Origin of the sequence: Actinokineospora spheciospongiae, from assembly GCF_003182415.1 — a bacterium.
GTDB lineage: Bacteria > Actinomycetota > Actinomycetes > Mycobacteriales > Pseudonocardiaceae > Actinokineospora > Actinokineospora spheciospongiae.
Map to the genome: position 1 here is coordinate 12,874 of NZ_QHCP01000002.1, position 13,497 is coordinate 26,370.

Consider the following 13,497-nt stretch of genomic DNA (forward strand, 5'->3'; position numbering starts at 1 on the left):
GGTGCCCGGGTGGGGGATGTGCTCGGCGGTTCTCTGGTGCAAAGCCCGGGGCTTTGGTGGATGCGCTCGGCTGTGCCGCTGTTCAAAGCCCGGTCTTTGTGTGGGTGTGCCCGGCTGGGTGGATGTGTTTGGCCGGGGCCCCTATGGCGATCATGTGCTCCAGTGTGACCGGGTGGGGCTGAAAAGATGCCCCACCGCCCAGGCAGGCTGTCACATGATCGCCACCCCCGGCCAAACACATCCACCCACCCGGGCAGTTGCTTGGTCGGGCCGCCGGTTCCCGGGGCGGTCGGCTGGCCAAGCACATCCACCCACCCGGGCGTCTGCTTGGCCGGCTGGCGGTTGTCGGGGTGGTCGGCTGGGCAAGCGCATCCGCCCACCCGGGCATTTGGCTCGCCGGGTCGGCGGTTTGTGGGGTGGTCGGCCTGCGTTGAGGACATCCACCCACCCGTGCAGTCGCTCGCCGGGCTGGTGGCGAGTCCGGTCGAGCAGGCGGGTCAGGGGGTGCAGGTGGTTCCGGGGGCGGGGAGGGTGCCGTTGACCAGGTATGCCGCTCCGATGGTGTCAACGCACGTGTTGCCCTGCAGGAACACCGTGTGCTGGGTGGCGGAGAACGTCAGCAGTGTCGCCTTGAGGTCTTCGGCGAGGTTGACCCCGGCCAGGTAGGGGGTGGCGGGGTCGCCGCTGGTGGAGATGACCAGGAGGGGTGGGATGCCGTCGACCTGGGGTTTGTGGGGGGTGGCGGTGGCGGGGGCGGGCCAGAACGCGCAGGGGTCGAGTGCGGGGAGGACGGGTTGGGCGGCGGCGAGGAAGGTGCCCCTGGTGCCCTCGACCGCCGGGAGGAGGGCGGCACGGTCGGTGACGCGCTCGTCGTCCGCGCAGCGGACGGCGATCAGGGCGTCGGTGGCGCCGCTGTAGCCGCCGTCGGGTTGGCGGCCGTAGCTGCTGTCGGCCATCTCCAGCAGGGCGGTGCCGTCGCCCGCGTCCAGGGCGTCGATGGCGTCGCTGAGGGGTTGCCAGGTCAGCGGGGAGTAGAGGCTCGCGGTGATGGCCCGGGTGGCGTCCAGGCCGGTGATCCGCCGGTCGCCCACCGCCACCGGGGAGGCCTGGACGCGGCCGATGAGGGCCATCAGGGTCTTGCGGTCCCGCACGGTGCAGGTGCCCGTGCCCCGGCACCAGATCAGGAACGCGTCCAGGGCCTGGTCGAAGCCGTGGTACTGGCCGATGACCTGGTCGACCACGCCGCGCTCGGGGTCCACGGCGCCGTCGAGGACCATCGCCCGGACGTTGCCGGGGAACGCCTCCGCGTACGCGGTGCCCAGGCGGGTGCCGTAGGAGTAGCCGACGTAGGTCAGCTTCGGTTCGCCGAGCGCGGACCGCAGGACGTCCAGGTCCCTGGCGACCTCGCGGGTGCCGATGTTGCCCAGCACCTCGGCGCCGCCGCTGCGCTCGGCGCACTTGGCCGCGTAGTCCCGCGACTGCGCCTCGTAGCCTGCGACGTCGGTCACCGGCGGCGCGGACCGCAGGGCGTCGGTCTCCGCCGCGGTCAGGCAGACGACGTCGGGGCCGCTGAACCCGACCCCGCGCGGGTCGAACCCGACCAGGTCGAAGCGGTCGGTGACCTCGGTGCCCTTGTTGCGGGCGCCCAGGCCCGCCGCGGCCTCCATGCCCGAGGCGCCGGGGCCGCCGGGGTTGACGACCAGCGCGCCGATCCGCTGGTCGGGCTTGGCGGCCTGCCTGCGCAGCACGCCCAGTTCGACCGTGCGGGCCTGCGGCTTGGCGTAGTCCAGCGGCACGGTCAGCGTCGCGCACTGGAGGGTGCGCTTGCCGAACACGCCCCTGGCGACGTCGTTCGTCCCGAACGGGCGGCAGTCGCGCCAGGTCAGCGGCTGGGCGTGGAAGCGGTCGAGCCCGGTCGGGACGGGGCCCACCGGGCCGCGTTGTTCCACGCTCCCGGGCACGGCGGTTCCGGGGACGGCTGTGGTGCAGGCGCCGGTGAGCAGCAGCGCGAGCACGACCGGGAGCAGGCGGCGCACCGGCCCGGGGTGGCACCCGGCGGACACCGCGTCACCGGTGGTGGCGTTGACCGGGGCGGGCCCGCGCGCGGCGGAGCGGGGAACGACTGGCATGACCAGCACTTCGCTCCGGGCCCGCCCGGTGTGACAGACGGGAAGGTCACACGGCGGTCAGCCGGAGCAGCGCTTGCCCTCCTCGGGCAGCACCAGGTCGGTCAGGTAGGCCGAGCCCGCGTCGTCGACGCAGGCGACGCCCTGGAGGAAGGCGGTGTGCTGGGTGGCCTCGTAGGTGAGGAGCCCGCCGCCGAGGGCCCTGGCGAGGTTGACGCCCGCCTCGTACGGGGTGGCCGGGTCGCCGGTGGTGGAGACGACCAGGATCGGGGGGATGCCCTCGACCCGGGGCAGGTGCGGTTCGCCGGTGTTGGGGACCGGCCAGTAGGCGCAGGCGTCGAGGGAGGCCGTGGGCGGGTTGCCGTCGTCGAGGAAGGGGGCGGCGGCCTTGTAGCGGCGCTGGGCCTCCAGGACGACGTTCGGGTCGGTCACGCGGGGGTCGTCCACGCAGCGGACGGCGGTGAACGCGTCCTGGGTGGTCGAGTAGTGGCCGTCTTTGCCGCGTTCCTCGTAGGAGTCGGCGAGCAGCATCAGGATGCGGCCCTTGTTCTGCTTGACCTCGTTGAGGCCGGTGTTGAGCGGCTCCCAGAGCTGCTCGGAGTACAGGGCCTGGATGACCCCGGTGGTGGCGTCGCCGTAGGAGAGCTTGCGGCCGTCGGCCAGTTCGACCGGGCGGGTGCCGAGGGGGCGGATCAACTGCTGGAAGTTGGTCTGGGCCTGCTTGGCGTCGCGGCCGAGGGAGCAGTCCTGGCGCTGCACGCACCAGGCGACGAAGTCGGTGAAGGCCTTCTGGAAGCCCTCGCCCTGGGCGACGAGTTCGCCGACCGCGTCCTGCTCCGGGTCGAGGGCGCCGTCGAGGACCATGGCCCGGACGTTGCGCGGGAAGCTCTCGGCGTAGACGGTGCCGATGCGGGTGCCGTAGGAGTAGCCCAGGTAGGTCAGCTTCTCGTCGCCGAGGGCGGAGCGCAGGACGTCGATGTCGCGGGCGACGTCGACGGTGCCGACGTTGGCCAGCATCGCCGCGCCCTTGCCGGTGCGCTCGGCGCACTTCGCGGCGAACTCCTCCTGCTCCGCGTCCTGCCTGGCGACACCGGCGGGTGAGGTGTCCAGTTCGTCGTCCTCGGCGCGCTCGGCGTCGCGCTCCTGGTCGGTCAGGCAGCGGACCGTGGGTTCGCTGGAGCCGACGCCGCGCGGGTCGAAGCCGACGAAGTCGAACCGCTCGTTCAGCTCGCCGACCTCGGAGAGCCGGGCCGCCGCCGACAGGCCCGCCGCGCCCGGTCCGCCCGGGTTCACCACGAGCGAACCGATCCGCCGGTCGGGTGCGGTGGCGGGTTTGCGCAGGACGCCGATCGTGATCGTGTCGCCGTCGGGCTTGGCGTAGTCCAGCGGCACGGTCAGGTGCGCGCACCGCAGGCCGCCTTTGCCCAACTGCTCCCTGTCGTTGTCCGTTTTGGCATAGTCGGCGCAGTCCTCCCAGGTCAGCGCCTGACCGTAGAAGGCGGAAAGCCCGTCGGGCACCACGCCGGTCGGGCCTTTACGCTCGGTCTCCTGGACGGGTGCGCCGGGGTTCGACGTGCAGGCGGCGAGCACCAGGGTCGACAGGGCGGTACCGATCAGGGCCATCGTCGGACTGCGCACCCGCCCGATCCTGCCACCCGGACGCGGAACTCACCTGCCGTGGTCCACCGTTAGGTGGCAGGGTCGAGAATTGCGTCACTGTTCGAGCGGGATGTTCGGCGGAGCGAAGGGGTGGCCGGAGTCGTGGCTGCGTTTCTGACACGGGTCAAGAGCGGGTTTCAGCGACTGCTGGAGCGGCCGTCGACGGTCGACCTGAAGAAGTACAAGGACCTGCTCACCTCGGTGCGGTGGCGGGAGGAGAAGGTCGCCGAGCTGTCCGACGAGGAGCTGACCGCCGCCGCCACCGCGCTGCGGGAGCGCAAGGCGCTCGACCAGCAGGCCCAGGTCGAGCTGTGCGTGCTGGGCCGCGAGGCGGCGCGGCGGGCGCTGGAGCAGCGCCCCTACGACATGCAGCTCGTCGGCGCGCTGGAGCTGCTGCAGGGCCGGGTCGTGGAGATGGGCACCGGCGAGGGCAAGACGCTCGCGGGCGCGCTGGCCGCCGCCGGGTACGCCGTGCAGGGCCGGTCGGTGCACGTCATGTCGGTCAACGACTACCTGGCCCGGCGCGACGCGGAGTGGATGCGGCCGGTGTACGAGCTGCTCGGGGTGTCCGTGGGCTGGGTGGACCAGGAGTCCTCCCCGGAGGAGCGCCGCGCCGCCTACGCCTGCGACGTCACCTACGGCGCGGTCAGCGAGATCGGCTTCGACGTGCTGCGCGACCGGCTGTGCACCTCCGTGGCGGACCTGGTGCACCGCGAACCGGACGTGGCGCTGATCGACGAGGCCGACTCGGTGCTGGTCGACGAGGCCAGGGTGCCGCTGGTCATGGCGGGGTCCACCGACGACGCCCAGGCCGACCCCGAGGTGGCCGCGATCGTGCGCACGCTGCGCCCCGGGCAGCACTACGAGCGCGACGAGGACAACCGCAACGCCTGGCTGACCAGCCGCGGCGCGAAGGTCGTGGAGAAGGCCCTCGGCGACATCGACCTGTACTCCGGCGACCACAGCGACCGCCTCGCCGCGGTCAACGCCGCCCTGCACGCCCAGGCCCTGCTGACCCGCGACGTCGACTACATCGTCCGCGACGGCAAGGTCCACCTGATCAACACCTCCCGGGGCCGGATCGCGCTGCTGCAGCGCTGGCCGGACGGGTTGCAGGCCGCGGTGGAGGCCAAGGAGCGGCTCAAGCCGACCGAGAGCGGCGAGGTGCTGGACTCGATCTCGGTGCAGGGCCTCATCGGCCGCTACCGGCGGGTGTGCGGGATGACCGGCACGGCGCAGGCGGTGGCCGAGCAGCTGCGCGAGTTCTACGACCTCAAGGTGTCGGTGATCCCGCCGAACAAGCCGTGCGTGCGGGTCGACTCCCCCGACCGGGTGTTCGCCACCGTCGAGCAGAAGGAGGCGGCGCTGATCGCGGAGATCGTCGAGGCGCACGAGACCGGCCGCCCCATCCTGGTCGGCACCCTGGACGTGGCCGAGTCCGAGCGGATCGCCTCGCTGCTGGCCGAGGCGGGGGTGACCGCGGTCGTGCTCAACGCCAAGAACGACGCCGAGGAGGCCGCGATCGTCGCCGACGCGGGCGCGCACGCGGCGGTGACGGTGTCCACCCAGATGGCCGGTCGCGGCACCGACATCCGCCTGGGCGGCGCGGGCGGTTCGGAGGCCGACCACGACAAGGTGGCCGAGCTGGGCGGGCTGTACGTGATGAGCTGCGGGCACTACGGCAGCAGCAGGCTCGACAACCAGCTCCGCGGCCGCTCCGGCCGCCAGGGCGACCCGGGCGGGTCGGTCGTCTACTGCAGCCTGGCCGACGAGCTGGTCGTCCAGTTCGCCCCGGAGGCCACCGCGGGGTCGGAGCCGGACGAGGACGGGCGGTTGGAGGACCCGACGTCGGCGCGGTTCATCGAGCACGCGCAGAAGGTCGCCGAGGGGGTCAACCTCGACATCCACCGCAACACCTGGCGCTACACCCGCCTGGTCGAGCGCCAGCGCGGCCTGGTCCTGGCCTACCGCGACGACGTGCTGCGCACCGACCTGGCCGCGAAGCAGTTGGCCGAGCAGGCCCCCGACCGGTGGGCGGAGTTGGTCGAGGAGCACACCGCGGCGGTCATGGAGAAGGTGGCCAGGCAGATCACCCTGCACCACCTCGACCAGCGCTGGTCGCAGCACCTGGCGTTCCTCGGCGACGTCCGCGAGACGATCCACCTGCGCGCCCTGGCCCGCGAGACCCCGATCGACGAGTTCCACCGGGTCGCCATCGGCGAGTTCCGCGGCATCATGAAGGAGATCAGCACCCTCGCCGCGGAGTCCCTGGAGTCGGTGGCGATCACCTCCGACGGCGCCGACCTGGCCGCGGCGGGCCTGTCGCGGCCCACCTCCACGTGGACGTACATGGTGCACGACAACCCGTTCGACTCCGAGGCCGAACAGGCCCTGCAACGCGTGCGCGCCTCCATCCGCAAGGTCAAGACGGGCCGGTAGACCGTCCGCGCCGGACACCGGGGCGGCGCGGCGGGAAGACCACCGGGGACCGTCCCGAGTGGTCCCGCGCGCCGGGTCGGCCCACCGGGTTCCGGTCGCGCGGGCGTGTCATCATCGGGGCGCCCACGACGCCGGTCACATTTTCGCCTGTGGGGCGAAAACATGATGGAGGATGACCCCATGCCGCAGCTCCGCATCGCGCTCGCGCAGGTCAACCCCACCGTGGGGGACCTGGCGGGCAACTCCGCCACCGTCGTCGAGTGGACCCGCAAGGCCGCCGAGGCGGGGGCGCACCTCGTCGTGTTCCCGGAGATGGTGCTGACCGGGTACCCGGTGGAGGACCTGGCGCTGCGCAAGTCCTTCGCCGCCGCGTCCAAGAAGGCGCTGACCGACCTGGCGGTGGCGCTGGCCGACGCCGGGTGCGGGGACGTCGCGGCGTTCGTGGGGTACCTGGACCTCGACGAGGTGGGGCCGCGCAACGCCGCCGCCGTGCTGCACCGGGGTGAGGTCGTGGCGAAGCAGTTCAAGCACCACCTGCCCAACTACGGGGTGTTCGACGAGCGGCGGTACTTCCGGTCCGGGCACGCGCTGGAGATCGTGCGGGTGCGCGGGCTGGAGGTGGGCATGGTCATCTGCGAGGACATCTGGCAGGAGGGCGGCCCGATCTCCGCCCTCGGGCAGGCCGGGGTGGACCTGGTGGTGTCGCCGAACGCCTCCCCGTACGAGCGGGCCAAGGACGACGCCCGGCTGCCGCTGGTGGCCCGGCGGGCGGCGGAGGCCGACGCCCCGCTGGTGTACGTCAACCAGGTCGGCGGGCAGGACGACCTGGTGTTCGACGGGGACTCGATGGTGGTCGACGTCCGGGGGAACCTGGTGACGCGGGCGCCGCAGTTCGTCGAGCACCTGTCCGTCGTGGACCTGGACCTGCCCGGCGACGCCGCCAGGGTGGACCGGGACACCGTCGACGACTTCACGGTGCGGCGGGTGGTGCTGTCCACCGAGCCGGTCCCGGCGTACGAGCCGCTGCCCGCGCCCGGGATCGCCGAGCCGCTGCCCGAGGAGGCGGAGGTGTGGGCCGCCCTGGTCACCGGGCTGCGCGACTACGTCCGCAAGAACAGCTTCCGGTCGGTGGTGCTGGGCCTCTCCGGCGGCATCGACTCCGCCGTGGTGGCCGCCCTGTCGGCCGACGCGGTGGGGGCGGCCTCGGTGCACGGGGTGTCGATGCCGTCGGTGTACTCCTCGGACCACTCGAAGTCCGACGCGGCGGACCTGGCGGAGCGGATCGGCCTGCACTACCAGGTGCAGGCGATCGAACCGATGGTCGCCGCGTTCGTCGACCAGTTGGGGCTGACCGGGTTGGCGGAGGAGAACGTGCAGGCCCGCTGCCGGGGCGTCACCCTGATGGGCCTGTCGAACGAGCACGGCCACCTGGTCCTCGCCACCGGCAACAAGACCGAACTGGCGGTCGGCTACTCCACCATCTACGGCGACGCCGTGGGCGGGTTCGCCCCGATCAAGGACGTCCCGAAGACCCTGGTGTGGGCCCTGGCCCGCTGGCGCAACGCCGAGGCGGAGAAGCGCGGCGAGACCCCGCCCATCCCGGAGAACTCGATCAGCAAGCCCCCCTCGGCCGAACTGCGCCCCGGCCAGGTCGACAGCGACTCCCTCCCGGACTACGACCTCCTCGACGCCGTCCTGGACGACTACGTTGAGGGCGACAGCGGCTACGACGACCTGGTGGCCGCGGGCTTCGAACCACCCCTGATCGACAAGGTGCTGCGCCTGGTCGACCGGGCCGAGTACAAGCGGCGGCAGTACCCGCCGGGCACCAAGATCAGCTTCAAGGCCTTCGGCCGCGACCGCCGCCTGCCCATCACCAACGCCTTCCGCGAGGGCAGGCCGGTCGCCCCCCAACCGTGAGCCACAGCGCCTGACACCCACCCGCAAACCCACCGGCGCAGCAACAACCACCAGCCACCCCCGACAACCGCCTGCCCGGCCAAGCAAATGCCCGGGTGGGTGGATGCGATTGGCCAGCCGACCGCCCCGGGAACCGCCGGCCCGACCAAGCAACTGCCCGGGTGGGTGGATGTGTTTGGCCGGGGGTGGCGATCATGTGACAGCCTGCCTGGGCGGTGGGGCATCTTTTCAGCCCCACCCGGTCACACTGGAGCACATGATCGCCATAGGGGCCCCGGCCAAACACATCCACCCAGCCGGGCACACCCACACAAAGACCGGGCTTTGAACAGCGGCACAGCCGAGCACATCCACCCACCCGGGCACACCCACCAAGATCCCGAGCGTGTCCCTCCGGCACCAAGGCGGGGCGCACCCGTTGTGAGGTGGGCGACACGCGCTCGTCAGCCGGTGGTCGCGGTGTCACGCTGAGCGGGTAAAGCCATCCGCGCGAACCCGGGGACCTGCGCCGAAGCAGGCCACGAGGGAAGGACGGTCGACAGCGATGTCCGAGAACACTGAGGTCGCGGCCCCGTACGGGACCGGCACCGCACCGCGAGGGGCACAGCCCGCGAAGCGGGTCCGGGTCCACCACCTGCGGGAGCTCAAGCAGCGCGGCGAGCCGTGGCCCATGCTCACCGCCTACGACATGTACACCGCCGAGCTGTTCGACGAGGCGGGCATCCCCGTCCTGCTCGTCGGCGACTCGGCCGCGAACAACGTCTACGGGTACGAGACCTCCCTGCCGGTCACCGTCGACGAGTTGATCCCCCTGGTGCGGGCGGTCTCCCGGTCGGCGAAGCGGGCGCTGGTGGTCGCCGACCTGCCGTTCGGCTCCTACCAGGTCTCGGTGGAGCAGGCGGTGGCCACGGCGGTGCGGTTCATGAAGGAGGGCGGCGCGCACGCGGTGAAGCTGGAGGGCGGCGCGGCGTTCGCCCCGCACGTCCGGGCCATCACCACCGCGGGCATCCCGGTCATGGGGCACATCGGCTTCACCCCGCAGAGCGAGCACAACCTGGGCGGCTACCGCGTGCAGGGCCGCGGCGAGAACGGGGACTCCGTGGTCGCCGACGCGGTGGCGCTGCAGGCGGCCGGGGCGTTCGCCGTGGTGATGGAGATGGTCCCGGCCGAGGTCGCCAAGCGGGTCACGCACGAACTCGACGTGCCCACCGTCGGCATCGGCGCCGGACCGGACTGCGACGGCCAGGTGCTGGTGTGGCAGGACATGCTGGGCCTGCGCCGGGCCAGGGCGCCGCGGTTCGTCAAGCGGTACGCGGACCTGGCCGGTGTGGTGCTGGGTGCCGCCGAGCGGTTCGCCGCCGACGTGCGCGGCGGGGAGTTCCCCGGCCCGGAGCACGCCTTCCACTGATCCCGGTGCCGCGGCCCCGGTTCCCCGGGGTCGCGGCCCGGTTTGCGACTCGTCCGCCCCGGTGCTCGCCCGGGTAGGGCAGCATGTCCGGCATGCCTGCCGCCCTGTACCCCGCCATCGAGCCGCACGAGCACGGGATGCTGGACGTGGGTGACGGGCACCGGGTGTACTGGGAGGTCAGCGGCAACCCGGCGGGCAAGCCCGCGGTGGTGCTGCACGGCGGGCCCGGCGCCGGGACGAACCCGGTGCAGCGGCGGCACTTCGACCCCGCCGCCTACCGGATCGTGCTGTTCGACCAGCGCGGCTCCGGGCGCAGCACCCCGCACGTCGCCGACCCCGGGGCGGACCTGTCGGCGAACACGCTGTGGCACCTGGTGGCGGACGTGGAGCGGTTGCGCGAGCACTTGGGCGTCGAGCGGTGGCTGCTGTTCGGCGGGTCGTGGGGCTGCACGCTGGCGCTGGCCTACGCGGAGGAGTTCCCGGAACGGGTCAGCGAGATCATCCTGCGCGGGGTGTTCCTGCTGCGGCCCCGGGAACTGGACTGGCTGTACCGGGGCGGGGCGGGCGCGCTGTTCCCGGAGGCGTGGGCGAAGTTCCGGTCCCTGGTCCCCACCGGGGTGGACCCGCTGGTGGCCTACCACGACATGGTCTTCGGACCGGACGAGGCGACGCGCACCGCCGCGGCCACGGCGTGGAGCAACTGGGAGGGCTCGACGGTGTCGCTGCTGCCCGCGCCGGGGTTGATCGCGCAGTACGCCGAACCCCGGTTCTCGGTGGCGTTCGCCAGGGTCGCCCTGCACTACTTCGCCCACCGCGGGTGGCTGGCCGACGACCAACTGCTGGCGGGGGCGGGGAAGCTGGCGGGCATCCCGGGGCGGTTGATCCAGGGCCGCTACGACGTGGTGTGCCCGCCGGTGACGGCGTGGGAGCTGCGGCAGGCCTGGCCGGACTCGCGGTTGGCCTTGCTGCCCGGCGCCGGTCACGCCACGTCGGACCCCGGGGTGCTGGACGCGCTGCGGGAGGCCACCGACGAGTTCCGCTGACGCGGGTGGACGACTCCCATGGGGGCTCAGGTGGTGCGCAGGGCTCGGGTGATGGCCTCGTCCAGGTGGTGGCGGGCTTCGACGAGGGAGGGGCCGTACCAGGTGAGGTGGCGGCCGACGACGAGGACCGGCGTCTTCCCCGGGAAGAAGGCGGGGCCGTCGGTGGGGGTGAACTCGTAGGGCTCGTCGGGCAGGACCACCAGGTCGGCCGGGGCCGCGTTCAGGTCTTCCAGCGGTGGGCGCGGGTAGCGGTCGGGGTGGTCGGCGAAGGCGTTGCGGACGCCCAGGCGGTGCAGGACGTCGCCCGCGAAGGTGTCCCGGCCGAGGACCACCCAGGGTTTGCGCCAGACCGGGGTGACGGCCGTGGCGCGGTGCGGGGTGACCCGCGCCCACACCCGTTCGGCGGTGGGCAGCCAGTCCGGGACCGGGACGCGCAGGGCTTCGGTGAACAGGCGCCGCGCCGAGGCCAGGGCCATGGGGACGGTGGTCGGGGCCTCGGTCACCCAGACGGGGGTGCCCGCGGCGCGGAGTTCGGCGACGTCCTCGGGGCGGTTCTCCTCGGAGTTGGCGACGACCAGGTCCGGGGCGAGGTCGAGCACCGCGGCGACCGCGGGGTACTTGGAGCCCCCGACCCGCCGGAGGTCGAGGTCCGGCGGGTGGGTGCAGTAGTCGGTGGCGCCGACCAGGGTCCCGGTGGGGGCCAGGGCCTCGGTGAGCGAGGGGACCAGGCTGACCACCCGGCGGGGCGGGGCGGTCAGCGGGACCGGGGCGCCGAGGTCGTCGAGCACGTCGGAGCGCACCTCAGATGTCGGTGATGCGCAGGCCCGCGTGGGCCTTGTAGCGGCGGTTGATGGCGATCAGGTTGGCGGTGAGCGCCTCGACCTGGTGGGCGTTGCGGAGCCTGCCGCCGTAGACGCCGCGGAAGCCGGGGATGGTGTCGGCGAGGGCGCGGACGACGTCGGTGGCCTCGCGGTCGTCGCCGAGGACGAGGACGTCCATGTCCAGGTCGGTGATCGACAGGTCGGCCAGGGAGACCGCGGAGACGTGGTGGAAGGCGGCGGTGACCCGGGAGTCGGGCAGGACCTGCTCGGCCTGCTGGGCGGCGCTGCCCTCCTCGACGGGCAGGGCGAACGGGCCCTGCTTGTCGAAGCCGAGCGGGTTGACGCAGTCGATGACGATCTTGCCCGCGAGTTCGTCGCGCAGCGAGCCCAGCAGGTCGCGGTGGCCGTCCCAGGGCACCGCGACCAGCACCACGTCGGCGTCGGCGGCGCAGGCGGCGTTGTCCAGGCCGGTGATGTGCTCCACACCCGCCAGCCCGCGCAGCTCGGCGGCGGCGGACTCGGCCCGGTCGGCGGCGCGGGAGCCGAGCACCACGGCGATGCCCGCGGCGGCCCAGCGCAGCGCCAAGCCCTTCCCCTGCGGTCCGGTGCCGCCGAGCACACCCACCTTGAGCTTGCTGACCTCGGTCACGTCCACGTCCCTCCGCAGTTGTCCCTCAGACGGTAGCGACCCGCTCGAACGACACCCGCCGTCGGTCCCGGTCGGCCTCGGTCAGGCGCACCCGGATGGTCTCCCCCTCGGGCAGCCCCTCCCCCGCGCACCTGGCCAGCACCGGCGGGTCGGCGATGAACACCTCCGCCGAGTTCGCCTCCGCCCGCAGTACCACCGCGTCGAACCCGTCGCCGACCCGGTCGCCGAGGACCCAGGCCTCGACCTGGTCCAGGCAGGCCCGGTCGACCTTGGCGGCGAGCCCGTCGGAGGCCTCCATCTGCGCGGGCAGCCCGGGGAGGGCGGCCCTGACCCAGTCGGGGACGGGGTGGCCCGCGCAGGTGGCCAGGCAGATCTCGGTGGCGAACCGGTCCACCAGCCTGCGCAGCGGGGCCGTGACGTGCGCGTAGGCGGCGGCGACCCCGGCGTGGGTGGTGAGGGCGGGGGGTTCGCCGTCGAAGACGGTGTACCCGGCGCCGCGCAGCAACCGGGTGGCGTCCATGAACAGGGCCATGGCCTCGGGCCGCGCCGGGTCCAGGCCGCTGAGCAGCTCGGCGACGCCCACGCCCTCGGGCCAGTCGACGCCCAGGGCCTTCGCCGACCGCCGGAACCACTCGACCGCGCCGTCGTCGGGGTCAGGCAGGGTGCGCAGGACACCGATCCCGGCGTCGAGCATCATCTTCGCCGCGGCCATGCCGGTGAGCAGGGAGATCTCGGCGTTCCACGCGTCGACCTCGGTGCGGGGGCGCAGCGCCAGCCGCCAGCGGTCGCCGTCGGGTTCGACCTCCTGCTCGGGGAGCTGGAGTTCGACCGCGCCCCGCTTGATCGCGCTCGCCCGGCGGAGCCTGCCGATCTCGGGCAGCAGCTCGATGGCGGGGTGGCCGCGGTCGAGGGCGCTGTCGTAGTCGAGCTGCGCGGTGGAGCGGACCAGCGCCCGCTCGACGTGGGCGCCGGTGGGTTCACCGTCGTGGTCGAGGTCGATGGTCCACAGGGCGGCGGCGGTGTCCTGGCCGGGCAGCAGGCTCGCGGTGCCCTCGGACAGGACGGGCGGGTGCAGCGGCACCTTGCCGTCGGGCAGGTACAGGGTCTGGCCGCGGTGGCGGGCCTCGTGGTCCAGGGCGCCGTCGGGGTCGAGGAAGGCGCCGAGGTCGGCGATGGCGTAGTGGACGCGGTAGCCGGTGGCGGTGCGCTCCAGGGCCATGGCCTGGTCGAGGTCCTTGGCGCCGGGGGGATCGATGGTGACGAACGGGATGCCGGTGGCGTCGCGCCGGTCGAACCGGGGGCCGCGCGCCACCGCCTGCTCGGCCTCGGCCACCGCCGCGGGCGGGTAGTGGTCGGGCAACGCGAAATCGGCTCGGACGGCTGCGAAGTCCTCATCCACCCCCGAACCCTAACCCTTGTGGGTGAGCGGGGC

General features: G+C 73.1%; 9 protein-coding genes. 4 read left to right on the top strand and 5 right to left on the bottom strand.

Translation table 11 applies throughout. The features are described from left to right. Positions 1–497: 497 nt before the first annotated feature. Positions 498–2,129, bottom strand: a complete 1,632-nt coding sequence (locus DFQ13_RS03660; protein WP_110079265.1) for an alpha/beta hydrolase — start codon at positions 2,127–2,129, stop codon at positions 498–500. Between the two features lie 57 nt (positions 2,130–2,186). Beyond that, positions 2,187–3,749, bottom strand: coding sequence for an alpha/beta hydrolase (locus DFQ13_RS03665; RefSeq protein ID WP_110078847.1), 1,563 nt, complete (start codon positions 3,747–3,749; stop codon positions 2,187–2,189). A gap of 138 nt (positions 3,750–3,887) precedes the next feature. On the opposite strand from DFQ13_RS03665, the gene secA2 reads away from it, so the two are divergent. From secA2 to pip, 4 genes are all read left to right on the top strand, one after another. Continuing rightward, complete coding sequence (secA2, locus tag DFQ13_RS03670) at positions 3,888–6,224, top strand: accessory Sec system translocase SecA2 (RefSeq protein ID WP_110078848.1); 2,337 nt, start codon at positions 3,888–3,890, stop codon at positions 6,222–6,224. Between the two features lie 180 nt (positions 6,225–6,404). After that, positions 6,405–8,144, top strand: coding sequence for an NAD+ synthase (locus tag DFQ13_RS03675; RefSeq protein WP_110078849.1), 1,740 nt, complete (start codon positions 6,405–6,407; stop codon positions 8,142–8,144). 544 nt (positions 8,145–8,688) lie between these two features. Beyond that, positions 8,689–9,552 carry a 3-methyl-2-oxobutanoate hydroxymethyltransferase gene (gene panB, locus DFQ13_RS03680; RefSeq protein WP_110078850.1) on the top strand — a complete coding sequence of 288 codons (864 nt, stop codon included), beginning with the start codon at positions 8,689–8,691 and terminating at the stop codon, positions 9,550–9,552. Between the two features lie 92 nt (positions 9,553–9,644). Further along, positions 9,645–10,595, top strand: a complete 951-nt coding sequence (gene pip / locus DFQ13_RS03685) for a prolyl aminopeptidase (protein WP_110079266.1) — start codon at positions 9,645–9,647, stop codon at positions 10,593–10,595. Positions 10,596–10,621: 26 nt separating this feature from the next. Here the strand turns inward: pip and DFQ13_RS03690 are convergent, their stop codons facing one another. The 3 genes from DFQ13_RS03690 to DFQ13_RS03700 are packed head-to-tail and all read right to left on the bottom strand — an operon-like array spanning position 10,622 to position 13,464. Then, on the bottom strand, positions 10,622–11,383 hold the full coding sequence (locus DFQ13_RS03690; protein WP_110079267.1) for a helical backbone metal receptor: 762 nt from the start codon (positions 11,381–11,383) through the stop codon (positions 10,622–10,624). A gap of 13 nt (positions 11,384–11,396) precedes the next feature. Continuing rightward, positions 11,397–12,065, bottom strand: a complete 669-nt coding sequence (gene npdG, locus DFQ13_RS03695; RefSeq protein ID WP_035278857.1) for an NADPH-dependent F420 reductase — start codon at positions 12,063–12,065, stop codon at positions 11,397–11,399. Between the two features lie 25 nt (positions 12,066–12,090). Continuing rightward, positions 12,091–13,464: an RNB domain-containing ribonuclease gene (locus tag DFQ13_RS03700; RefSeq protein WP_146241085.1), complete on the bottom strand. Its 1,374-nt coding sequence runs from the start codon at positions 13,462–13,464 to the stop codon at positions 12,091–12,093. Between the last annotated feature and the right edge of the window lie 33 nt (positions 13,465–13,497).